This is a genomic window from Actinoplanes octamycinicus (genome assembly GCF_014205225.1).
Classification (GTDB): Bacteria; Actinomycetota; Actinomycetes; order Mycobacteriales; family Micromonosporaceae; genus Actinoplanes; species Actinoplanes octamycinicus.
On record NZ_JACHNB010000001.1, the window covers coordinates 6,046,140 to 6,067,698 of the forward strand.

At 71.9% G+C, this 21,559-nt stretch carries 27 protein-coding genes; 18 read left to right on the top strand and 9 right to left on the bottom strand.

All coding sequences use genetic code 11. From position 1 onward, the window contains the following. Nucleotides 1–50: 50 nt before the first annotated feature. The 4 genes from BJY16_RS26525 to BJY16_RS26540 are packed head-to-tail and all read left to right on the top strand — an operon-like array spanning nucleotide 51 to nucleotide 3,590. The gene (locus BJY16_RS26525) at nucleotides 51–1,052 is read left to right on the top strand and encodes a hypothetical protein (RefSeq protein WP_185042280.1); all 1,002 of its coding nucleotides are present in this window, start codon (nucleotides 51–53) and stop codon (nucleotides 1,050–1,052) included. Between the two features lie 29 nt (nucleotides 1,053–1,081). Next, complete coding sequence (locus BJY16_RS26530; protein WP_185042281.1) at nucleotides 1,082–2,332, top strand: sensor histidine kinase; 1,251 nt, start codon at nucleotides 1,082–1,084, stop codon at nucleotides 2,330–2,332. Next, the gene (locus BJY16_RS26535) at nucleotides 2,329–2,979 is read left to right on the top strand and encodes a response regulator (RefSeq protein ID WP_185042282.1); all 651 of its coding nucleotides are present in this window, start codon (nucleotides 2,329–2,331) and stop codon (nucleotides 2,977–2,979) included. Before BJY16_RS26530 ends, BJY16_RS26535 begins: the two co-directional genes overlap by 4 nt. A gap of 8 nt (nucleotides 2,980–2,987) precedes the next feature. Next, nucleotides 2,988–3,590, top strand: coding sequence for a class I SAM-dependent methyltransferase (locus BJY16_RS26540; protein WP_185042283.1), 603 nt, complete (start codon nucleotides 2,988–2,990; stop codon nucleotides 3,588–3,590). On the opposite strand, the gene BJY16_RS26545 is transcribed toward BJY16_RS26540, so the two are convergent. From BJY16_RS26545 to BJY16_RS26555, 3 genes are all read right to left on the bottom strand, one after another. Beyond that, nucleotides 3,511–4,197, bottom strand: a complete 687-nt coding sequence (locus BJY16_RS26545; RefSeq protein ID WP_185042284.1) for a DUF2306 domain-containing protein — start codon at nucleotides 4,195–4,197, stop codon at nucleotides 3,511–3,513. The genes BJY16_RS26540 and BJY16_RS26545 overlap by 80 nt on opposite strands. 91 nt (nucleotides 4,198–4,288) lie before the next feature. Next, a complete protein-coding gene (locus tag BJY16_RS26550; RefSeq protein ID WP_185042285.1) occupies nucleotides 4,289–4,459 on the bottom strand; it encodes a hypothetical protein in 171 nt (56 codons plus the stop codon). Between the two features lie 342 nt (nucleotides 4,460–4,801). After that, nucleotides 4,802–5,290, bottom strand: coding sequence for a hypothetical protein (locus tag BJY16_RS26555; protein ID WP_185042286.1), 489 nt, complete (start codon nucleotides 5,288–5,290; stop codon nucleotides 4,802–4,804). A gap of 80 nt (nucleotides 5,291–5,370) precedes the next feature. Between BJY16_RS26555 and BJY16_RS26560 the strand changes: the two genes are divergently transcribed. The 8 genes from BJY16_RS26560 (at nucleotide 5,371) to BJY16_RS26595 (ending at nucleotide 10,581) form a co-directional block, all read left to right on the top strand. Continuing rightward, nucleotides 5,371–6,099: an aminoglycoside adenylyltransferase domain-containing protein gene (locus BJY16_RS26560; RefSeq protein WP_185042287.1), complete on the top strand. Its 729-nt coding sequence runs from the start codon at nucleotides 5,371–5,373 to the stop codon at nucleotides 6,097–6,099. Between the two features lie 69 nt (nucleotides 6,100–6,168). Next, nucleotides 6,169–6,753 (top strand): YdeI/OmpD-associated family protein, encoded by a 585-nt coding sequence (locus BJY16_RS26565; protein ID WP_185042288.1) that lies wholly within the window; start codon nucleotides 6,169–6,171, stop codon nucleotides 6,751–6,753. Between the two features lie 17 nt (nucleotides 6,754–6,770). Beyond that, nucleotides 6,771–7,121 carry a hypothetical protein gene (locus BJY16_RS26570; RefSeq protein WP_239177698.1) on the top strand — a complete coding sequence of 117 codons (351 nt, stop codon included), beginning with the start codon at nucleotides 6,771–6,773 and terminating at the stop codon, nucleotides 7,119–7,121. Between the two features lie 227 nt (nucleotides 7,122–7,348). After that, the gene (locus BJY16_RS26575) at nucleotides 7,349–7,642 is read left to right on the top strand and encodes a hypothetical protein (RefSeq protein WP_185042289.1); all 294 of its coding nucleotides are present in this window, start codon (nucleotides 7,349–7,351) and stop codon (nucleotides 7,640–7,642) included. Between the two features lie 27 nt (nucleotides 7,643–7,669). Then, a complete protein-coding gene (locus tag BJY16_RS26580; protein WP_185042290.1) occupies nucleotides 7,670–9,052 on the top strand; it encodes a hypothetical protein in 1,383 nt (460 codons plus the stop codon). Beyond that, on the top strand, nucleotides 9,052–9,408 hold the full coding sequence (locus tag BJY16_RS26585) for a hypothetical protein (protein ID WP_185042291.1): 357 nt from the start codon (nucleotides 9,052–9,054) through the stop codon (nucleotides 9,406–9,408). Before BJY16_RS26580 ends, BJY16_RS26585 begins: the two co-directional genes overlap by 1 nt. Further along, on the top strand, nucleotides 9,405–9,917 hold the full coding sequence (locus BJY16_RS26590) for a hypothetical protein (RefSeq protein ID WP_185042292.1): 513 nt from the start codon (nucleotides 9,405–9,407) through the stop codon (nucleotides 9,915–9,917). Before BJY16_RS26585 ends, BJY16_RS26590 begins: the two co-directional genes overlap by 4 nt. 22 nt (nucleotides 9,918–9,939) lie before the next feature. Further along, entirely contained in the window at nucleotides 9,940–10,581 is a 642-nt protein-coding gene (locus BJY16_RS26595) for a nucleoside/nucleotide kinase family protein (RefSeq protein WP_185042293.1), read from the top strand. Between the two features lie 29 nt (nucleotides 10,582–10,610). Here the strand turns inward: BJY16_RS26595 and BJY16_RS26600 are convergent, their stop codons facing one another. Both BJY16_RS26600 and BJY16_RS26605 read right to left on the bottom strand, forming a co-directional pair. After that, a complete protein-coding gene (locus tag BJY16_RS26600; RefSeq protein WP_185042294.1) occupies nucleotides 10,611–11,249 on the bottom strand; it encodes a response regulator transcription factor in 639 nt (212 codons plus the stop codon). After that, entirely contained in the window at nucleotides 11,246–12,292 is a 1,047-nt protein-coding gene (locus BJY16_RS26605; protein ID WP_185042295.1) for a sensor histidine kinase, read from the bottom strand. The genes BJY16_RS26600 and BJY16_RS26605 overlap by 4 nt, the downstream gene beginning before the upstream one ends. An 87-nt stretch (nucleotides 12,293–12,379) precedes the next feature. Here BJY16_RS26605 and BJY16_RS26610 point away from each other — a divergent pair, with 87 nt between their 5' ends. Next, the gene (locus BJY16_RS26610) at nucleotides 12,380–12,934 is read left to right on the top strand and encodes a hypothetical protein (RefSeq protein WP_185042296.1); all 555 of its coding nucleotides are present in this window, start codon (nucleotides 12,380–12,382) and stop codon (nucleotides 12,932–12,934) included. Between the two features lie 174 nt (nucleotides 12,935–13,108). Here the strand turns inward: BJY16_RS26610 and BJY16_RS26615 are convergent, their stop codons facing one another. Further along, entirely contained in the window at nucleotides 13,109–13,267 is a 159-nt protein-coding gene (locus tag BJY16_RS26615; protein WP_185042297.1) for a hypothetical protein, read from the bottom strand. A gap of 153 nt (nucleotides 13,268–13,420) precedes the next feature. Between BJY16_RS26615 and BJY16_RS26620 the strand changes: the two genes are divergently transcribed. Beyond that, nucleotides 13,421–14,224 (top strand): MOSC domain-containing protein, encoded by an 804-nt coding sequence (locus tag BJY16_RS26620; RefSeq protein WP_185042298.1) that lies wholly within the window; start codon nucleotides 13,421–13,423, stop codon nucleotides 14,222–14,224. Here the strand turns inward: BJY16_RS26620 and BJY16_RS26625 are convergent. Next, the gene (locus BJY16_RS26625) at nucleotides 14,221–15,336 is read right to left on the bottom strand and encodes a MerR family transcriptional regulator (protein WP_185042299.1); all 1,116 of its coding nucleotides are present in this window, start codon (nucleotides 15,334–15,336) and stop codon (nucleotides 14,221–14,223) included. The genes BJY16_RS26620 and BJY16_RS26625 overlap by 4 nt on opposite strands. A gap of 138 nt (nucleotides 15,337–15,474) precedes the next feature. Between BJY16_RS26625 and BJY16_RS26630 the strand changes: the two genes are divergently transcribed. The 3 genes from BJY16_RS26630 to BJY16_RS26640 all read left to right on the top strand — a co-directional run bounded on the left by BJY16_RS26630 (nucleotide 15,475) and on the right by BJY16_RS26640 (nucleotide 17,649). Next, nucleotides 15,475–16,338, top strand: a complete 864-nt coding sequence (locus BJY16_RS26630; RefSeq protein ID WP_185042300.1) for a hypothetical protein — start codon at nucleotides 15,475–15,477, stop codon at nucleotides 16,336–16,338. Between the two features lie 70 nt (nucleotides 16,339–16,408). Further along, entirely contained in the window at nucleotides 16,409–16,774 is a 366-nt protein-coding gene (locus BJY16_RS26635) for a PadR family transcriptional regulator (protein WP_185042301.1), read from the top strand. Further along, the gene (locus BJY16_RS26640) at nucleotides 16,771–17,649 is read left to right on the top strand and encodes a hypothetical protein (protein ID WP_185042302.1); all 879 of its coding nucleotides are present in this window, start codon (nucleotides 16,771–16,773) and stop codon (nucleotides 17,647–17,649) included. The genes BJY16_RS26635 and BJY16_RS26640 overlap by 4 nt, the downstream gene beginning before the upstream one ends. A gap of 53 nt (nucleotides 17,650–17,702) precedes the next feature. Here BJY16_RS26640 and BJY16_RS26645 read toward each other — a convergent pair whose 3' ends face one another. Beyond that, entirely contained in the window at nucleotides 17,703–18,938 is a 1,236-nt protein-coding gene (locus BJY16_RS26645) for a YncE family protein (RefSeq protein ID WP_185042303.1), read from the bottom strand. A 115-nt stretch (nucleotides 18,939–19,053) separates the two neighbouring features. On the opposite strand from BJY16_RS26645, the gene BJY16_RS26650 reads away from it, so the two are divergent. Further along, nucleotides 19,054–19,953, top strand: a complete 900-nt coding sequence (locus BJY16_RS26650; RefSeq protein WP_185042304.1) for an ADP-ribosylglycohydrolase family protein — start codon at nucleotides 19,054–19,056, stop codon at nucleotides 19,951–19,953. A gap of 118 nt (nucleotides 19,954–20,071) precedes the next feature. Here BJY16_RS26650 and BJY16_RS26655 read toward each other — a convergent pair whose 3' ends face one another. Further along, complete coding sequence (locus BJY16_RS26655) at nucleotides 20,072–21,382, bottom strand: extracellular catalytic domain type 1 short-chain-length polyhydroxyalkanoate depolymerase (RefSeq protein WP_185042305.1); 1,311 nt, start codon at nucleotides 21,380–21,382, stop codon at nucleotides 20,072–20,074. Between the last annotated feature and the right edge of the window lie 177 nt (nucleotides 21,383–21,559).

Genomic DNA, 21,559 nt, shown 5'->3' on the forward strand with positions numbered 1-21,559 from the left:
TCGTCAAGGGATGGGCGCGGTAGACTGCTGGCGGCTTCGAGGAGGCCGGCATGGCGGATGGTGACCCTCCGGGTGGCACGCCCCGGGACGTCGTGGTCTTCGGCGTGGTCATCTCGGCGCTCAGCGTGGGGCTGGCGATCGTCCATCTGATCTGGCCCGGCCTGCGGATCGACGCGGTGACGCTGGCGCTGCTCGTGGTCGCCGTCGTCCCGTGGCTCGGGCGGATCTTCGCCAGTGTGGAGCTGCCGGGCGGGTGGAAGCTGGAGTATCGGGAGTTCAAGCGCACCGTGGAGCGCGAGCTGACCGAGAAGCAGCAGCAGGTGCGGGACCTGAGCCAGCGGATCGACCGGGTGGAGCAGTTCGTCTTCACCGGTGACGCGGCACCGGAGCGGGCGACCCGGCTGCGTGGGGTGCTGGAGGCGTTCCAGGAGTATCTGGCCGGGCTCGGGTATCGCAGCGAGGCGCCGCTGCCGCGGATCCACATCGGGCCGCTGGACGACGCGGCGATCAGCAGTGTCTACAGCGACACGAACGCGTTCTACTACGGCGCCCGCAACCTGATCGTCGTGGGGCGCTCGCTCGCCGACGACCCCAGCGTGCTGCTGCGTGAGTACAGCCACCACATCCTGGACGACCTCGCGCCCGGCGCGGCCGGGAACTGGACGAGCGGCGGGATCACGGACGCGGCGTCGATCCACTCGGCCCTGGCCGACTACTTGCCGTGCAGCTTCCAGGATGACCCGTGCTTCGGCCGGGCAGCGGCCGGGGCACAGCGCTGCCTCCGCGATCTCAGCCTGGTGGTCCGGGCTGATTCGGTCGACGGTGACCGGCACACCCCGCAGCAGGCCGGATGGGTGTGGGCGTCGGCCTTCTGGGAGATCCGCGCCGGGGTGGGCGCGGCCGTGCTGGACCCGGTCCTGCTCGACGGCTGGCGCCACTACCCGGCCGTCACCTCGCCGGAGGGTGCGGCGGCCGCGCTGATCGACCGGATCGTCGAGGCATTCCCGGAGGCCGGAAATGCCTTCGCCAATCGCGGACTGAGGTCAATTTAGGGGTACGAGGTCCTGCCACAATCGGGGCCATGAGCGGCTGGATGCGAGATCGGCACCTGGTGGGGGACCTGGTCCTCGCCGGTCTGCTCGGCGTGCCGGCGGTCGTGGCCACCGCCGTCGCCGACCGGATGTCGCGGGGCTCGGCGCCGATCGACTGGCTCGGCTGGGCACTGCTCGTGGCCGCCGCGCTGGGCCTGACGCTGCGCCGCCGCCGGCCGGTGCTCGCTCTCGCCGTGGTGTCGCTGTGCACGGCGGCGTTCCTGGCGACCGGGTTCGCCTATGGTCCGATCCTGATCATCTTCATGGTCGCCGTCCACAGTGCGGTCCGGCACGGTCCGTTGCGGGCCGCGCTGTGGTGCGCCGGCGGGGCGCTCGGGCTGCTGCTGGTCCATCTGGTCACCTCGGACCGGCCGCTGGGCTGGCTCGGGATCGGCCCGGTCGCCGCCTGGGTGGTGGTGCCGGCCACGCTCGGCTACGGCCTGCGGCTGCGGCACGACGCCGCGCAGCGGGACCGGGCCGAGACGATCCGGCGGCACGTCGACGAGGAGCGGCTGCGGGTCGCGCAGGAGGTGCACGACATCGTCGGGCACGGGCTGGCCGCGATCACTTTGCAGGCCGACGTCGCTCTGCACGTGATGGCTCGCAAGCCGGACCACGCGCAGGGGGCGCTGACCGCGATCCGGGACACCAGCCGGCAGGCCCTCGACGAGCTGCGCGGCGCGCTCGCCGTGCTCCGGGCCCCGCCGCGCCTCCGGGAGGGGATGGACCAGCTGACCCGGCGGATGGCCGATGCGGGCGTCGCGGTCCGCCTCACCATGTCCGGTACGACCGGGTCGCCCGTGCCGCCGGCCGTCGACCTGGCGGCGTACCGGGTGGTGCAGGAGTCGCTGACCAACGTGCTGCGTCACGGGGGCTGTGCCCGGGCCGACGTCACGGTGACCTACTCGGCTGACGCCTTGAGCATCACCGTGACCAACCCGCGGACCGGGCCGGTCGGCGACGGCTCCGGCTCCGGCTCCGGCTCCGCAGCGGTGCGGACCGGCGACGGCTCCGGCTCCGCAGCGATGCGGACCGGCGACGGCTCCGACTCCGCAGCGATGCGGACCGGCGACGGTTTCAGCCTCGGGGCAATGGTGATCGGCACGATGGCGAGCGGTGCGGGCTCGGGCATCGCCGGGATGCGGGCCCGGGTGCAGGCGCTCGGCGGCGCGCTCACCGCCGGCCCGGTCGGCGAGAATTTCGAGGTCCGCGCCCGGCTGCCGATCGGAGACCCGCCATGATCACCGTGCTGCTCGCGGACGACCAGGATCTGATCCGGTTCGGGCTGCGCACGCTCATCGACACCGAGGACGACCTGACCTGCGTCGGTGAGGCCGCCGACGGGCTGGCCGCGGTCGCCGAGACCGCGCGCACCCGGCCGGACATCGTGCTGATGGACGTGCGGATGCCGGGCATCGACGGGCTGGAGGCGACCCGCCGGATCACCGCCGACCCGGCGCTGACCGGCACCCGGATCATCGTGCTCACCACGTTCGAGCACGACCAGTACGTGTTCGACGCCCTGCGTCACGGGGCGAGCGGCTTCCTGCTCAAGGACGCCAGCCCGGCCGACCTGCTGCACGCCGTCCGCACCGTCGCCGACGGCGGGGCGCTGATGTCGCCGTCGGTCACCCGGACCCTGGTCAGCGAGTTCGTCACCCTGTCGCCGCGGGCCACCACCCCGCATCCGCTGCTGCCCACGCTGACCGACCGGGAGCGGGAGACCATGGTGCTGGCCGCCGAGGGCCTGTCCAACCAGGAGATCGCCGAGCGGCTCGGGATCAGCGTGGCGACGGCGCGCACCCACGTCGGCCGGGCGGCCACCAAGCTCGGCGCCCGGGACCGCGCCCAGTTGGTGGTCTTCGCCTACCGCTCCGGTCTCCTATAGTCGCGCGGGTGAGTGCGGAGACAGTGCGGGACGCGTATGCCGGGATGGCCGGGCTCTACATCGAGCTGCTCGGGGCCCGGGACAAGGTGCACGCCGACGACCTGGCGTTCATCGGGCGGCATCTGTCGGGAGCGGCCGGGGAGGTGCTCGACCTGGGCTGCGGGCCGGGGCACATCACCGGCTACCTGCGGTCGCTGGGAGTCGACGCGACCGGGATCGACATGGTGCCCGAGTTCCTCGCGCACGCCCGGTCGGCGGATCCGGACGGGCGGTACCGGCTCGGGTCGATGACCGGCCTCGACGCCGCGACCGGCTCGGTCGCCGGGGTGCTGGCGTGGTTCTCCACGATCCACATGGCGCCGGCCGAGCTGGACGGGGCGCTCGCCGAGATCCGGCGGGTGCTGGCGCCGGGCGGCACGCTGGTCGTCGGGTTCTTCGCCGGGGACCGGGTGGAGACGTTCGATCACAAGGTGGTGACCGCGTACCGGTGGCCGGCCGACGAGTTCGCCCGGCGGCTGGCCGGGGCCGGGTTCACCGAGGTGGAGCGGGAGCATCGGCGGGCCGAGGGGACCGACCGGCCGTATGCCGCGGTCGCCGCGGTCGCCGTCTGAGCAGCCATTCGACGACGAGCAGGTTGAGGATCCAGCCCAGCGTCTGACCGACCGGGATCATCGCGGGCGCGCGCTCGGCGATCGCGCCCGGCTCGGCACCGCCGAACGGGATCTGGGCCAGCAGCAGGAGCGGGACCAGGACGCGGGAGGTGACGGCGAGGAAGGTCAGCGCGTAGTTGCGCATCATCCAGGCGCGGTGGGTGGCGAAGTCCCGCCGGCGCGCGGCCCGGAAGGCGAGGACGCCGGTGACCAGCCACAGCACCGCCGCGGTGGTCAGGCCGACCTGGGTGACCGGGCGCCCGGACCAGAGCGCGACCGGGATGCCGGCGACAGCCGAGGGCAGCACCCCGGCGAGCAGGTAGACCCGGCCGAGCGCGCGGTGGACCCGGCGGCGCGCCCGGATCCGCGGGACGAACTGGAGCGGCCCGAGCACGAGCGCCACCGCCGCGGTGAAGATGTGCGCGACCAGCACCGCGTAGTGCGGGCCGCCGCGCACGTCCAGGCGGCTGTCCGCCAGGTCCAGGCTCAGGTACGGATACGTCAGCACCAGCCCGACAACGATCGCCACCCCGAACAGCAGCCAGGCCACCGGCCTCCCGTTTCGCATGCCCCGATCATCGGTGCCGCGGCGGGATCCGGCGTCAGCACGACAGCGTGCTCGCTCCTACGCAGATCTGCGTAGGAGCGAGCACGTGAGGTCAGGCCGGCCTGACCGTCGGGTGGCCGCGCACCGCGGAGCTTGTGCGCGCCTTGCGGGCCAGGCGGCGCAGGCCGGCGGCGGTGAGCAGCCGCTCCTGGTCGGCTTCGGCGATCAGCTGGTTGCGGCGCTCGTTCGCCAGGGTGAGCATCATGTCCGGGTGGATCAACATGGCCTGTCTCCTTCGTCGTCCGATGCGTCAATCATCGATCGCCGAAGGGCTCGGCACATGGGTAGCCTGCACCTATCTTCGCAGCTCAGGACGCTTTAGGCGGGCACCCGGCGAGCCTAGGTATACCTATCGGCGCAGCCGGGAATGCGAAGATCACCGGGTGATCCCCTCCGTGTTGACCCAGCTGGCTGAGGCCACGCACCTGGTGTGCTCCGACGATCCGGCTTGGCTCGTGGCGGTCCGGTTTCGCTTCGCCGAGGGATACCTCCAGGTGGGGGACATCGCCGGCCAGCACGACGTTGCAGTACCTGGCAGTCGCCTCACGCCTGCGGGTGCGGCTCGTCAGCGATCTGCGGTAGGCGGCAGCATCCGGGTCTGGCAGTTGAGGCGGGTGCCGAGGTCGTCGAGCAGGCGGCGCAAGGACTGCTTGCCGGACTGGCGGTGGGTGCGGCCGACGGTGAACGGCACCAGTCTGCCGGCCGGGCCGGTGGCCAGGTTGAACGTTCGCTGGTGGATCACCGTGTGGCCGTCGGCGCCCTCCGCCAACTGGAAGCGGCCGCACCACCACCACTCGCCTCGGGCCTGCACCCAGCCGGCCTCGCGGTCGACCTCGATGGTGACCCGGGCGCTGGCGACGCTCGCCCGGAGCACCTGTGGTCCGCCGGTGACCGTCACCCGGCGGTCGCCCTGATCGCCCAGGACCAGCGGCACCTCGGCGCCGCTGAACTCGCCGGCGCTGACCGCGAGCACCAGCTCCCGCACCCGGCCGATCGGGGCGGCGACCACGCCGCGGTGCTCGGACAACACCGGACCGGGATCCGCACCTGTCATCAACCGATCCTGGCACGGCCGGCGGCGCCGCGGTGCCCCTCCGGGACCGGGTGACGGCCCCGTCCTGATAGAACTGACCGATGGCAAGCCTGGCCGCCGCTGACCGGATCGCTGCCGAGGTCGCCGGCGTCATCGGCGGCGCGGCGCGGTCGGTGATCCTGCACGGCTCGCTGGCGGCCGGCGATTTCCGGCCGGGGCGCAGCGACCTCGACCTGCTGGTCGTCGTGGACGGCGGGCTGACCGACGCGCAGGCGGCGGCTCTGCAGCGGCTCGTGCGGCAGGCCGATCCGGGCGCGGCGGCCGGCATCGACCTGCACGTGATCACCGCCGACGCGGCCGGCACGGCTTCCCGGGCGCCCGCGCTGGAGCTCTACCTGGGCCGGTCATCGACCGCGATGGAGGTGGAGCGCCGGGTGCCGGCCGATCCCGACCTGGCCACCGAGCTGTCCATGGCCCGGGCCGGCGGGCGCGCGCTGACCGGCGCGTCACCCGCCGAGGTGATCGCGCCGATCCCGGCCGAGTGGGTGATCGACCGCGGCCGGCACTGGCTCACCGTCTGGCGCTCGCTGACCGACGACACCGCGCACGCCGCGTTCATGGTGCTCACCACCTGCCGCATCTGGCGGTTCGCCGTGGAGCGGGTGCACTGTTCGAAACCGCGGGCTGCGGCGTGGGCACTGCGGCGGGATCCGGCACTGACTGTGGTGCGGCAGGCGATTTCCCAGTACGCCGAGGAGCCCGCCGTCGTCAGCGAGCCGGCCCTGGCCGCCCTGCTCGACCGGGTGATCGGCGAGACCGCGAGCGGCTGACCGTGCCTTCCACGGCCGCCCTGCTCGACCGGGTGATCGGCGAGACCGCGAGCGGCTAACCTGCGTTCCATGGCCATCGAGGAGCTGATCGTCGCCGACGCCGAAGCGCTGCGCGCGTGGTTGCTGGAGCATCACGCCTCATCGCCGGGGGTGTGGCTGGCGCTGACCAAGAAGGGCGGCACCGTCACCAAGCTGACTTGGCAGCAGGCGGTCGACGAGGCGCTCTGCTTCGGTTGGATCGACGGGCAGGCGCGGCGGCGGGACGAGGAGTCGTCGTGGATCCGGTTCACGCCGCGCCGGCCGCGCAGCATCTGGTCGCAGCGCAATGTGGAGAATGTGGCCCGGCTGGAGGAGCAGGGCCGGATGCAGCCGGCCGGCCGCGCCGCGGTGGAGGCGGCGAAAGCGGACGGGCGCTGGGCCGCGGCGTACGCCCCGGTGTCGCAGGCCGAGGTCCCGGCCGACCTGCTCGCCGCGATCGCGGCGGTCCCGGCCGCCCAGGCGATGTTCGACGTGCTCACCAAGACCAACCGGTACGCGCTGATCCACCGGGTCAACTCGGTCAAGCGGGCCGAGACCCGGGAGCGGAAGATCGCCGAGTTCGTCGCGATGCTGGCCCGTCACGAGACGATTTATCCGCAGAAGGCCAAGCCCTGACCGGTTAGGCTGCCCGCATGTGCCGGTACTCGCAGACCTTCTACCGCGTGCACTACGTGTGCGTGGCGTGCCGGCGCAGCAGCAAGCAGCCGTGGGACGACCTGCCGCACCCGTGCCCGCAGTGCCGGGTGCCGATGGTGCTCGCCGGCCACGACTTCGCCGCTCCCCGCCGCCGGGACACCTCCGGCTGGCGCGCGGTGGCCGCGGTGCTGGCCGAGGGGCTGCGCTACGACGGTTTCGAGATGTGCGGCTGCGGGCGCGAGCCGAAGTTCCGGCCGCGGACCAGCGCGCAGGTGCGCCGTCGCCGCCGGCTGGCCGCGCGCTCCGGCGTACCGTTGGCGGACCTCCTGGCCACTCGCGATCTGTGAGTCCTCAGCGGACCCGTCACGAGACGGCCCGGAAACCCTCGGCCCGCCGGCGCCAGACGTATCCATAGCCACGGTGCCGCCCGGATAGGAGCCGACCCGGGCGAGCGGCGCCCGGCGGCGATGCCGAGAGCACCGCCAGCCGCCGGAGCACCGGGCGCTGTCAGGTTGCCGTCCGGGCGGGCCGGCGGCCTTGACGGGGTCCGGCTCGCGGGTGGTGACTGGAGGGGATGCACGAGGACTTCTACGCGGTCGCCACCACGGTGGTGGTCTTCTTCATTCTCGGCAGCCTCTACCTGCTGCACGAGCTGGAGAGCATGCGGATCGGCCGGTGGGCGTACTACCTCTGCTACACGGCGGTGCTGCTGCCGGGCGTCTTCGTGATCATCGTGTCCCTGCAGATCCTGGGCGGGGCCTGGATCGACACCGCGGGCTGGCGGGAGGCGATCCGCTGGGCGGTGGTCGTCCAGATCGTCACCGGCGCCGGCGGCATGCTGGTCGAGGGCGGGGCCCGCCGCGGTTGAGTCCGGCCGACCGGAAGGAGGAATGCCGTGCAGCCGTCCCTGTCGCACGCCGACCTCGTCTCGGGTGCGATCTTCCTGCGGCTCGGCGGCGCCGATCCGCTGACCGCCGACCTGCTGGCCGCCGCGGCAGCGGACCCGGCGTCGCCGCACTACAAGAACGGCGTCCTGCTGCTGGCCTGGGAGCCGTACCGCAGCCTGCTCGCGCACGAGTGGGCGCACGTGTTGCAGGTGGCCAGCTACCCGTACCTGTTCCTGCGCGCCGCCCGCCACGGCCGCGTCATGATCGGGATCAGCGTGGCGCTGGAGGCCGCGCCCGGTGAGTACCCGATCCCGTTGCCGTTCCGGCTGGACGAGCAGTGGTCGACCTCGAGCGTGCTCAGCCAGCTGCCGGTGCGGGTGGAGATCACCGAGGACGGCGTGGCGATCGAGCCGGTCGACCCGGGCCTGATCGCGCGCGGCGTGGTGACCGAACTGGATCTGCTCGAGGAGGATGCGCAGATCTTCCAGTACCGCGCCGAGATCGGTGCGCGCGGCAACGGCCGGTCCTATCGGCGCTGGTCACGCGAACGACCCCGGTACGAGCGGCTGTTCCTGCTGTGCGCCCGGCACCTGGGGACCGAGCCCGCCTACCGCGCGCTGCCCGTCTTCGTCCGGCTGGCGTTCCGGACGACGCGGCCGCTCCGGGCGTTCTTCACGTGCCTCGCCGTCGTACTGAAATACGGTCCGGATGATCTGACCGGCTGGGACACCCTGCCGACGCTGGAATCGATCCTGCAAGACCAGTTGGTGGCGGAGTTCGGGCTGCTGGCCGCCGACGCGGTGAGCATGGACCACCCGGAGGTCGCGGACGTCGAAGGCGTGTTGCCGCCGGACGCGCTCGCGGTGCTGCGGCGCCGCGGCCGCCAGCTGCCGGCCTCGGTGCTGACCGGGATGGAGATCGAGGACGGCGTCGTCAGCGAGTTCCTGACCGAGCCGTGGCGGTTCCTGCCGCGCGGCGGGAACCCGACCCCGGCCGCGCTGAGGCTGATGCCGCCGCTGCTGGTGGTGGAGTTGGTGGGCGCGGACTTCCCGGTCGGATCGACGGTGCTGGCGCTCTCCCCGGAACTGCGCGGGTCGAGCCCGATCGACGTGCCGGGCGCCAGCTATCTGGACTGGACCCCGGAAATCTACCGGACCCGGTCGGTCTGGAAGGCGGTCGCGGCCGGCGCCCGCGGCCCGCACCCGCGCTGCCCGCACACCGCCTGCCGGGTGCACCGGACCGGGCTCTGCCACGGCTGGTTCCCGTTCCCCGCCGACTTCGAGGACTGCCGGTTCCGGCCGTTCCTGCGGCACACCACCAAGCACGACGTGGCCGCCGACGGCACCCACCTCGTCCCGGTACCGGCCGGGACCGACGATCGGAGAGTCTGATGGACCTCATCATCGAAGGGAACCCGGCGACGCTGGAGTGGCTGCGCCGGCAGATCCACGAGAACTGCGCCGACGAGGTGGCCCTCGAGGCGGTCCCGGCGCAGGACGCGGGGGAGTTGCGGGAGCCGGTCACCGTCGCGCTGATCGTCAGCCTGGCCGGGCCGCTGCTGGTCCGGAGCGTCGTCGACGTGCTGAGGAAACGGCATGCGCACGCCGGCGACATCGCGGAGATCAACGGCGAGCTGCGCCTGCCGCCGGAGGACGAGCCGGCCGGCACGGAGCTGCGGCTGCGGGTGACCGACGGGCACACCCAGCGGGACACCTCCGAGGACGAACTGCTGGCGGGTGCGGCATGAGCACCCCGCTGCACCAGATGCAGGTGCCCGCGGAATGGGTGGCGCACGGTTCCCTGGGCTCGTTCCCGAAGCTGTTCGGATACGACCAGAAACCAGCCGAGGTACGCGAGATGCAGGGCCGGCTGGCGATCGTCTTCCCGTCCCTGGAGGACCAGGCGGAGCTGATCTACGCGGTCCCCGGGATCGTCGACTGGTTCCGGGAACTCTATGCGAAGATCCCGCACTTCCCGTACTTCCTGGTGCCGAACGTCGAGGCCGGCGCCCTGCAGAGCATCCTGATCTCGGGGATGGCCTCGAAAGCCCGGGACCAGGCCCTCACCTCCGGCGTCTTCGAAGCCGACGACCAGGCCATCGCGTGGACGCTCACCCTGATGGCGGCGACCGCCCGATACGCGACGCACATGGGCGACGACTGGGAGCCGGTCGTCCGCGCCTTGCTGTCCCCGCTCGGAGCCGACACCGACTACTTCGTCGAGCAGGTCGCCCAGGTTCTCGACGAGTCGCCCTGACCGGCCCTGGCATCCTGGGCCGATGGATGTGGTCGACGAGGTGGCGGGCCGGATCCCGGCCTCCCGGGACGGGGCCTGCCTGCGGGTGGGCGTGGACGGGCCGGACGGCTCCGGTAAGACGTTCTTCGCGGAGAGGCTCGCCGGGGCGGTGCGAGCGCTCGGCCGTCCGGTGGTGCGGGTGTCGATCGACGACTTCCACAACGTCCGGGAGGTGCGCTACCGGCAGGGCCGGACGTCGCCGCGGGGCTTCTGGGAGGACTCCTACAACTACGAACGGTTCCGTGCCGACGTCCTCGAGCCGTTCGGGCCGGGCGGCTCCCGGCGGTACCGGACGGCCGCCCACGACCTGGCCACCGACGAGGTGCTGTACCCGGATCGGCAGGAAGCCGCGCCCGGGACGGTGCTGATCGTCGACGGGTTGTTCCTGCACCGGGACGAGATCGGGCAGGTGTGGGACCTGTCGGTGTTCCTGGACGTGCCGTTCCGGGAGACGGCGCGGCGGATGGCCGAGCGGGACGGCACCGAACCGGACCCGGACCATCCGAGCATGCGGCGCTATGTGGAGGCGCAGCGCAGGTACTTCGCGACCTGCTCGCCGCAGCGGCGGGCGGACATCCTGATCGACAACGCGGACTTCGGCGCGCCGCGGATCGTCGGCGGGTGATCTGCTCCTGGTCGGCGACCTGGTGGGGGTCATCCGCCCACCCCCGGGAAGATCAGGCCGAACTCGTAGGCGAGGACGGCTGCCTGGGTGCGGTCGCGGGCACCGAGCTTGTCGAGGACGTTGCCGACGTGCGTCTTGACCGTCTCCCGGGTGATGTGCAGGGCCGTCGCGATCTCGCTGTTGGTCCGGCCGCGGGTGATCTGCCGCAGGACCTCCGACTCGCGCGGAGTCAACTCGATCGTGGTCCTCGACCGGGTGCCGGTGTGCGGCGCGGCGATGCGGCGCAGCGAGTCGGGGAAGACCACCGCGTCGCGGGTGTGCACCAGCCGGACAGCGGCCAGCAGTTCGGCGGCCGGGGCGCGTTTGAGCACATAACCGGCCGCGCCGGCGCGCAACGCACCCCAGACCAACTGGTCGTTCTCGAAGGTGGTGACCACGACGACGCGGGTCGCCGGGGCTCGGCGGGCCAGTTCCCGGGTCGCGGTCAGACCGTCCATGCCGGGCATCCGGACGTCCATCAGCACCACGTCGGCTCCGGCGCCGGCCACCACGGCCTCGTGGCCGTCGGCCGCGTCGCCGACCACTTCGATGTCGTCGTGCGCGGAGAGGATCGTGCGCCAGCCCGCGCGGATCAGCCTCTCGTCGTCGGCCAGCACGATGTGGATCACAGCGGCAGCACTGCCTGTACCCGCCACGTTCCGTCCACCTCCCGCCAGGTGCAGTCGCCGCCGGCGAGGCGAGCCCGCATCCGCATGCCGGTCAGCCCCCGGCCCGGCCCGGCCGCCGCGCCGATTGTCGCGTTCTCCGCGGTGACCACCAGGCCGGCGCCGACAGCGAGATCGAGCGTCACCGGGCCGTGCCCGTGCCGCAGGGCGTTGGTGAGCGCCTCCCGGGTGATCGCGAACGCGGCGCGCGACGTCGCGGCCGGGACCCGGTCGAGGGGGTCGGCGCGGGCCCGCACGTCGAGGCCGCGGATCAGGGTGCCGAGCGAGCTCAGGGTGGGGGCCTGCTCGGTGACGCCGTCGTCGAGCACGCTCAGCAGCACGTCGAGATCCTGCTGGGCGATCCGGGCGGTGGACGCCAGGTGGTCGAGCGACTGCGCGGCGAGGGTGGGCTCGGTCCGCTGCAGCGCCGCCTCGGCGGCCATCGCCTGCACCAGGACGACGCTGAGCGCGTGACCGACCGAGTCGTGCAGTTCCAGCGCGAGGCTCTGGCGGCGGTCGAGCGCGTCGACGAGCCGGGACGGCTCGGTGCGCAACAGCCGGCGCGCCGCCCAGCGCTGGCCGGATCCGGCGGCGACCATCGCGATCAGGACAGCGACGGCGACCAGCAGCACCTCGGCCGAGTCGCCCGGCGCGCCGGGCCGGCCGTCGCCCAGGCGCAGCAACTCGGGCGAGAGCGCGGCCAGGCCGGCGCTGAGCGTGGCGCCGACGAACAGGTGCAGGCTGGTCAGGACGGTCAGGTAGACGCGATCGGCCCGGTGCGGCACGTCCACGTCGAGCAGCTCGGCCAGTGCGGCCACCTCCAGGCGCCGGATCAACGGCGTCATGGCGAGCAGCACGGCGCCGGGCAGGCACGCCGCCCACCAGAGCAGCACGCGGCCCAGGGTCGGCGCGGTCAGGATCGGCACGCCGAGCGCGACCGCGACCGGCGTCAGCAGGGCGGCGCCGACCAGCGGGTAGAGCCCGGCGCGGGCGAGGCGGCGCGTCATGGCTCTCGACGCTAATCCACGCTCCGGCCGATGTACTCCCTCCACGGAGGGAGGTGGGCGGCATCGATCGTTCCTAGCGTCATCGGCATGACCAACATTGATCAGTACGGGCGGGTACGGGCCGCGTGGCAGGCCGCGCACCGGCCGGTTGCCGGGGTGCCGCGGTGGGCGCGGATCGCGGCGAACGCGGTGCCGCTCGTCGTGCTGCCGTCCGGACTCTGGCGGCTGCAATTCGTCTTCTCCGACGGCGGGATCGGCGAGAAGATCTACCTCGTCTGCCTGTCGATCGTGGCCGAGCTGCTGGCCTTCACCGCGGTCGGGCTGATCGCCACCTGGGGCGAGCGCTTCCCGCGCTGGATGCCGTGGGCCGGTGGCCGCCCGGTGCCAAGGCTGTTCGCGGTCGTCCCGGCGACAGCCGCGGCGATCTTCCTGACCGTGTTGTGGACCGTCGCCTTCGCCGCCATCTTCCGGGATGTGACGATGGGCGGGACATCGCTGGACCCGGACTTCCCGACCCAGGGCGGCTTCTGGGAGGCCAGCATGTTCTATGTCTGCTACCTCCCGCTGCTGCTGTGGGGGCCACTGCTGGGCGCGGTCACCTTCGCCTACTGGCGCCGTCGTTCTCAGCACGGTGCTGAGTGACCGGGCGATCTCTTCCCAGGGACTTCTCCCGGTTCGCGACCACGTGGGCGAGGACCACCGGGACCGGGCTCAGGGCGCCAGCGGACCGCGCCTTCCGGGTGCTTCGGGACGGAGGCGTACCGGGAAGTGGCGGGCCGCGCCGGGAAGGTGCCGTGCGCGGCCCGCGGACCTGGATCAGGCGGGCTGGCCCCGGACCGGGGAGGTGGTGCGGGCCCGGCGGGCCAGGCGGCTCAGGCGGGCGCTGTGGAGCAGGCGCTGCTGGTCGGCTTCCGCGATCAGTTCGCGGCGGCGGTCGTGGGCCAGGACCAGCATCGTCTCCGGGTGCAGCAACATCTCGGTCTCCCTTGTCGTCGTTCGATGTGTCCATCGTCGATCGGCCGAGCTGCCCTGACATCCGGAACGCCTACCTATCTTCGCAGGTCAGCGCGGTTTAGGTGGCTGGCCGGGGGCGCCTAGGTATACCTAGGGGCTGTTAGCCTGACGGGCGTGATCGTTTCGGGACTGTGGCGTTATCCGGTCAAATCCATGGGTGGGGAGCCGCTGCGCGAGGCGCGGGTGGACCCGTGGGGGATCGCCGGAGACCGGCGGTGGATGGTGGTCGACCGGTCCGGGAAGAAACCGTGGGCCGGGGAGTTCCGGCAGCTCGCCGGCGTCTCCGCGGTGCAGACCGGGGACGGCGGGGTCCGGTTGCGCGCTGCCGGGCATCCGGATCTGCACCTGGCCGAGCCGGTCGGCGGTGAGCCGGTCGAGGTGACGCTGCGCGGAGTAGGTAGGGCGGTGTCCGCCGGAGACGCGGCCGACGCCTGGTTGTGTGCGGCGCTCGGCCTCGACGTGCGGCTGGTGTGGCTCGACGAGCCGGCCCGCCGGCCGATGTCGGAGAGTCACGGCGGCCGGCCCGGCGACGTGCTGAGCTTCGCGGACGCGGCGCCGCTGCTGCTCACCACGGAGCCGTCGCTGCGCCAGCTGGACGCGTGGATCGCGGACAACGGCGGCGGGCCGGTGCCGATGACCCGGTTCCGGCCGAACCTGGTGGTGGACGGGGAGATGGCCGCGTTCGCCGAGGACGGCTGGGGTGAGGTGCGGGTCGGCGAGGTGCTCTTCCGGTTCGCCGAGCACTGCGACCGGTGCGCGGTGACCACGCTGGACCCGGCGACCGGGCGGACCGCGAAGGAGCCGATCCGCACCCTGGCGAAGCATCGGCGGTGGGACGGCAACGTGTGGTTCGGGGTCCGGATCGTCCCGGTCAACCCGGGCACGATCGCGGTGGGCGACCCGGTACAGCCGCTCTAGGCCACGAGCAGTCGCAGGCCCAGCTCGGCCGCGTCGAGCGACAGCAGCTCGCGGTTGCGGTCCGCCCAGCGGCCCGAGTCCAGGTCGGCGCGGAGCCGGGACACCGCGCGCTGCTCGGCCTCCGGCCCGACCCGGGTCCAGATCGACACCGCGCGGCGGGCGCTTTCGTCCAGGTAGACCTCTGGCCGGCGCCAGTAGGCCTCGAAGAAGCCGTCGGCGCAGTCCCACGGGATCAGCACCGGCTCGATGCGGGCGCCGATCGTCGCGGCCAGGTCCTCCACCGGCGGGCGGCCGGCGACCAGGCCGGCCACCTCGGGCAGGTAGTCGCGGGACAGCCAGAAGCGGTTCCGCCAGCCGGTGTCGCTGGCGTCGTGGGTGAACACCACCACCCGCCGGGCCACCCGGCGCATCTCGCGCAGCCCGGCGATCGGGTCGCGCCAGTGGTGCACGGTGCTGAACGCCATCGCCGCGTCGAACGACTGGTCGTCGAAGGGCAGGCTCTCCGCGCTGCCGGCCACGCACGGCGCCGCGTCCGGGCCGCGCTGGGCGCGCATCACCGCGGACGGCTCGACCGCGGTGACCTCGCGGTCGGCCGGTTCGTAGGAGCCGGTGCCGGCCCCGACGTTGAGCACCGTGCGGGCGTCGCCGAGCGCCTCCCAGACCCGCGCGGCGATCCGCGGTTCGGTGCGGCGCGTCGCCGGGTAGGCGGCGCCGATCGAGTCGTACAACTGCGCGCCGAACATGGTCAACTGTTCCTCCGGTGTGGTGCCGAGCCCCCGGGCCCGGGCTTCGAGTTCCCTGTCGATGGCGGTCACCATGGCGCCGGCCCGGTCCCGCTGCTCCAGCAGCAGGCCGCGCAGGCGGTGCAGGTGCGCGACCGCGTCGGTGGCCGGGTCGTCGACGAGATCGGCGATCTCGCGCAGCCCGAACCCCAGCCGCCGGTAGGCGAGCACCTCCCGCAGCCGCTCCACGTCGGCCGGTGCGTAGGCCCGGTAGCCGGCGCTGGTCCGGGCGGACGGCTGCACGAGACCGATCTCGTCGTAGTGGTGCAGGGTGCGGACGCTGACGCCGGCCAGCTCGGCGACGCGTCCCACGGTGAGGTGTTCTGCCACGGGGATGACTATGTCGCCTGACGTCACGTGAGGCTCAAGACCCAGCTTCCGTACGCCATGAGCGCCACCCGTGTGATCGCTGAGGCGCGGGGTAAGGCCGATGAGACAGGGACAACGAGGAATGTGAGGTGGACCCCCGTGGCCGCTACCAAGAGCGCCAAGAACCCGACCAGTGGTAACGACACTCCGAACACTCCTGAGGTGAGTGAGTCGGCGATCGCCCGGATGAAGGTGGGTGACCTGCGCCGAAAGTTGCAGAGCCGTGGTGTGCAGGGCACGGCTGATCTGAAGAAGCCGGAGCTGGTCAAGAAGCTGATCAAGTTGGAGACCGCCGGGTCGAAGGCGAAGAAGTCGGCGGGGAAGAAGTCGGCGTCCGGACGCAAGAATCCGACCAGTGGCAATGACACTCCGAATACGCCGGAGGTGAGTGAGTCGGCGATCGCCCGGATGAAGGTGGCTGACCTTCGTCGGGAGTTGCAGAGTCGTGGGGTGAAGGGCACCGACGATCTGAAGAAGCCGGAGCTGGTCAAGAAGCTGATCAAGTTGGAGACCGCCGGGTCGAAGGCGAAGAAGTCGGCGGGGAAGAAGTCGGCGTCCGGACGGAAGAATCCGACCAGCGGTAACGACACTCCGAACACTCCTGAGGTGAGTGAGTCGGCGATCGCCCGGATGAAGGTGGCTGACCTGCGTCGGGAGTTGCAGAGTCGTGGGGTGAAGGGCACCGACGATCTGAAGAAGCCGGAGCTGGTCAAGAAGCTGATCAAGCTGGAGACCGCCGAGTCGAAGTCGACCCGCACGGCGGCGAAGAAGTCGCGGGCCGCGGCCAAGGACCGGTCCACGCCGAAGAAGCTGGCCTCCGCCGCGGGCAAGCTGCCCACGACGAAGAAGCTGCTCTTCGCGCAGACGGACCTGCCCAGCAGCGAGGAGGTTCCGTCCACTCTCACCGTCAGCAAGTCCAACAGCCGCAAGCGGACGGGCAAGGCGACCGCCGTGATCCATTGAGCCGAGGTCGACGGCGGTCGGTCATGCCCTCCCTTGATCTATATACACGCTACTTGTATATTCAACCGCCATGCGATCATCCTCGCGCGTCACCCTGCGGGAACCGTCGTACTTCGTGCTGGCCGCCCTGCTCGACGGGCGGCTGCACGGGTACGCCGTGGTCAAGCGGGTCGAAGAGTTGTCCGCCGGCCAGGTGAAGCTGGCCGCCGGCTCGCTGTACTCGGTGCTCGACCGGCTGCTCGGCGAGGGCTACGTCACCGCCGACGGCGAGGAGATCGTCAACGGGCGGGCGCGACGTTATTACCGGTTGACCGACAGCGGTCAGCAGGTGCTCGCCCAGGAAGCGGACCGGCTCGCCCAGGCCGCGCGTGTCGTGCACGAGCGGCTGACGCAGGGCGACACCCCTCGACCGACCTGGAGGACTTCACCGGCATGAGTGCTGACATCCTGGAGCGCCGCTACCGGGCGCTGCTGCGGTCCTACCCGGCCGACTACCGGCGTGAGCGCGCCGACGAACTGCTCGACGTGCTGGTCACCGACGACGCCGGGACCCGGCGCTGGCCGGAGCTGCGGCAGGCGGTCGCGTTGATCCGCGGTGGCCTGCGGGTGCGCGCCGGCAGCGCGGCGAACCGGCCGACGGTCTTCCTGGCGTGGCAGGGCGTGCAGCTGGCCGCCCTCGCGGTGCTGGCGCTCGGCGTGCTGATCGCGACCGACGACCTGGTGGAGGGTTTCCAGTTCGGCGGATTCGACGCGCCTCTGCTCGTACTGAAAGATCTGGGTCCGAATCTGATCCTGTCTTTCGCGGCCCTGGTGGCGCTGGTCCTGGGGCGGCAGCGGCTCGCGATCGGACTGATCGTCGCGGCCGTCGTGGTGCAGACCGCGCTGTCGCAGTACCTGTACCTGAACGGCCTGCCGCAGTGGTGGGCGCCGGTGGTGGCGCTGCCCCTGGTGGTCGCCGGCCGGTGGCGGCCGGCTGACGTGCCGCAGCTGGAGCGCGGCAACGCGGCGCTGGTCACGGCCGGTGTGGTGGCGCTGCACCTGGTGCCGATCGGTGGGCTGCAGATGGTCGATCCGGCGCAGCGTGCCCTGGCGGTGATCGCGGCGGTGCTGGCCGGGGCGGTCTTCCTGTGGTTCGCGACGGCCGACCAGCGGCTGCTGATCGCCGCGGCGCCCACCTTCGCACTGACCACGCTGCACGAACTGATGGTCGGCGGCGGCTCGCTCGGGCAGACGCTGCCGTTCCTGGCGGTCGGGGTCGCCCTGGTGATCTGTGCGGTGGTGCTGTCCCGCCGCCGGGCAGCGCGGGTCTGAGCCGGTCCGGGCGTGGGGCTGACACCCCGCGCCCGCACCAAGCCCGGAAGTGATCAGCCGCCCCAGCCGGCCGGCACGTGCGCGAGCCGGACCCGCTGCGGGTGATCCCCGACCCCGACCGAAGTGATCTTCTGCCCGGTCGCGAAGTCGATCGCGGTCACCTGGTCGGCGGCACTCTCCGAGATCACGCAGGCCCGGCCGTCACCGCTGACCGTGGCCCAGTACGGCTTGGCCGCCGGGACCAGCGTGCCTTCTTGCAGCGTGGCCCGGTCGACGATGGTGGTGTAGTCGTCCATCGTGCCGGCCACGCACAGCTTGCCGCCGTCCGGGCTGATCGACAGCCCGTGGTGCCGCGAGTCGTTCACGTAGCTGGTCCGGTCGTCGCTGGTGGCCGGGTTCTTCGGCAGCGTCTTCACCCGGGTCACCTTGTCGGTGGCGACGTCGTACTCGACGACGCCGTTGAAGAACGACACCTGGAAGTACAGCTTGCCGAAGTCCGGGGTGAAGACTCCGGGCCGGACCGCGTTGGACAGGTCGCTGCGGCCGAAGGCGTTCAGCCGGGACCGCATGTCGATGGTCTTCACCGTCTGGAAGGTGGTGGTGTCGACCACGGTGATGTGCCGGTCGCCCTTGGTCCAGTCGAGCAGCGGGCTGTCCAGGTCGGTCTCCACGTTGCCGATCGACATGTTCCAGATGTAACGGCCGCCGTTGGTGAAGACGTTCTCGTGCGGTTTGTCGCCGGTGGCAAACGAGCCGAGCTGCGCGCCGGTGGTGATGTCCAGTACGTGCACGGTGTTCGAGGTGGACGCGGAGACGGCGAGCCGGGTGCCGTCCGGCGAGACGGCCATGTGGTCGGCGCGGTAACCGGAGACCGGGAAGCGCCACTTCAGCTTGCCGGTGGCGATGTCGATCGAGACGACGTCGGCGAAGCTGGGCCGGGAGGCCACCAGCGCGGTGCCGTCCGGCGTGGAGTACAGGTCGTCGACGAGCTGGTCGTGGCCCTCGCCCGGGCCGTTGCGGATGCCGAGGAAGTAGATCAGCTTGATCGGGTTGAGGTAGATCTCGGTCAGACGCTGGTTCTTGTCCGGCACCACGTTGATCCGGCCGAGCTTGGCGAAGTCGCCGCTGGACTTGATGACGTCGGCGGTGCCCTCCCAGTTGTTGCCGACGAACATCACCTCCCGGAGCGCGGCGGGGGCGGCGGCCGAGGCAGGGGTGGCGGTGGCGGCGGTCGTGGCGGCCAGGGCGACCGCGGCGGCGGCGCCCAGTAAGCGGTGGGTAGCGCGCATGTGTGCCTCTCCCAGGGGGCGAGCAATTTGAAACTCCGTGGTGTTCTTATTGACGCATCTGGATGGTATGCAGCAGTGGTCCAGATCACAAGGCTCGGCTTGCGATCATGGAGGCATGGGGAATCGGACGGCGGCGGTATCGGCACTGCGCGGGCTCGCGCTCGGTGACGCGTTCGGGGAGACATGGTTCTTCCGGCCCGCCGAGCAGGTCGAGACGGCGGTGGGGGAGCGGCGGCTCAAGGAGGGGCCGTGGCCGTGGACCGACGACACCGCGATGGCGCTGTCGGTGCTGCGGATCCTGGACGAGCACGGGCGGGTCGACCAGGACGCCCTGGCCGCGGCGTTCGCCGAGGCCTACGCCGCCGATCCGTACCGGTGCTATGGCGCCTCGATGCACGACGTGCTGATCGCGATCGGACAGGGTGAGCCGTGGGCCGAGGTGACCCGGCGGCAGTTCGACGGGATGGGCTCGTGGGGCAACGGCGCGGCGATGCGGGTGGCGCCGCTCGGCGCCTGGTTCGCCGACGACCTCGACCGGGTGGCGGCCGAGGCGGCGCGATCGGCGGCGGTCACCCACGCCCATCCGGAGGCCACGGCCGGCGCCGTGGCGGTCGCGGTCGCGGCGGCGCTGAGCGTCCGGGGTGTCCCGGGCGACGAGCTGATCGGGGCGGTCGCCGACCGGGTGCCGGACACCGAGGTCGGCTCGCGGCTGCGGCGGACCGGCAAGCTCGCCGCGGGCGCCGACCCGCGGCACGTCGCCGGGATGGTCGGCTGCGGGCTGCAGATCTCCGCGGTGGACACCGTTCCGTACGCCGTATGGTGCGCGGCGACGCACCTCGACGACCTGACCGAGGCGCTCTGGGCGACCGCGCTGCCCGGCGGCGACATCGACACCACCTGCGCGATCGTGGGCGGCATCATCGCCGGTCGCACCGGCCTGTCCGGCGTGCCGGCGGACTGGCTGACCGCGTGCGAGCCGCTGCCGGACTGGGTGTCCCCGCCGGCTGCGCGCTGACCACCGGTCCGAGGCGACGCCGGTCAAGACCCGTTTCGCGTACGCCTCCGTCACCACCACGGACCGGCACCGGCGTGATCACCCGCCCGTGCCGGTCCGCTCTCGTCGACTCCCGCGGTCAGCGGGCGGTGCAGGTGGCGCTGGTCGGCCCGGTGCCGGTGCCCTGGAAGCCGAACTGGGTGCTGGCCCCCGCCCCGACCGAGCCGTTGTAGTTCACATTGGTGAAGCTCACCGCCCCGCTAGTGCCGCTACCGGTCGCGCTCCACGAGTTGGTGATCGCCGAGCCGGACGGCAGCGTGGTGCCGACCGTCCACCCGTTCAGTGCCGACGACCCGGCCTTGACCGTGACCGTGGCGACGTACCCGCCGGTCCACGAGTTCAGCGAGATCGTCGCGGTGCACCCGCCCGGGACCGGCGGCTGCGACGACGACGGCGTGGACGGGGTCGGCGAGGACGGTGAGGACGGCGGGACCGGCGTGGCGTCCAGGCCGAAGAAGCTGATCGCCATCCTGGCCTGGCCGGCCATCGGCAGCGAGTGACCCACCCCGGCGATGCTGATCGCCTGGACCGGCGGCTGCGCCGAGGTGTCGCCGTACCAGGTGCGGGTCCAGCCGGACTGCGGCGTGTCGGTCTTGACCGGCGTCTGGCTGACCCCGTGCACGTTGGTCCACTGCTTGATCTCTTCGCCGAAGTTGTTGTAGTGCAGCGTGGTGTCGGTGGCGCCGTGCCACAGCTGCATGCGCGGGCGCGGCCCGGTGTAGCCGGGGTAGGAGTTGCGCACCGCGTCGCCCCACTGGGCGGCGGTCTTGATGACCTGGCCGCTCGCGCAGGCGCTGTTCCAGCCGGCCTGCTGGCTCGGGTCGGCCGGGTTGCCCGCGGTCGCCTGGAAGCAGGTGTCCGGCACGCCGGAGAACGCGGCGCCGCCGGCGAACACGTCCGGGTAGTCGGCGAGCAGGACGTTGGTCATCATCGCGCCGGACGAGGCGCCGGTGACGAAGGTCCGCGCCGTGTCGGTGTTGTAGCGCTGCTGCACGTACTTGACCATCGAGGTGATGCCGACCGGGTCACTGTTCCCGTTGTGGGTCAGCGCGCCCGCGGACGACACGTCCCAGCAGTTCCCGGTTCGCACCGTCGACGGGTAGATGACGATGAAGCCGTACTGGTCGGCCAGCGACTTGAACTCGGTGCCGGAGTAGAACGCCGGCCCCGAGCCGGTGCAGTAGTGCACGGCCACCAGCACCGCGGGCTTGGTGGCGAGCCGGTCCGGGACGTAGAGGTACATCCGGATGCCGGTCGGGTTCGTGCCGAACCCGGTGACCTCGGTCAGCGCCGCGGCGGACGCCGGTGACGCGGGGAGCGTGGTGGCGACCACCAGGCCGGCGATGACCGCGGCCGCCGCGGCCAGCAGCTTGCGCCAGGGTTTTCTCATGGGCGGATTCCTTACCTGGAGTGGGGGAGTGCTGCCAGGGCGGAGAGGTGGGGATCGGCCGAAACATAACAAGCCAGTTCCGGCAATTACAACAGTCAATATTCACCCGTCATGGCAGTTGAGCCAGGCATATAGGTATCAAGCTGCGACAATATAATTTCGGGTACGAGATCAATT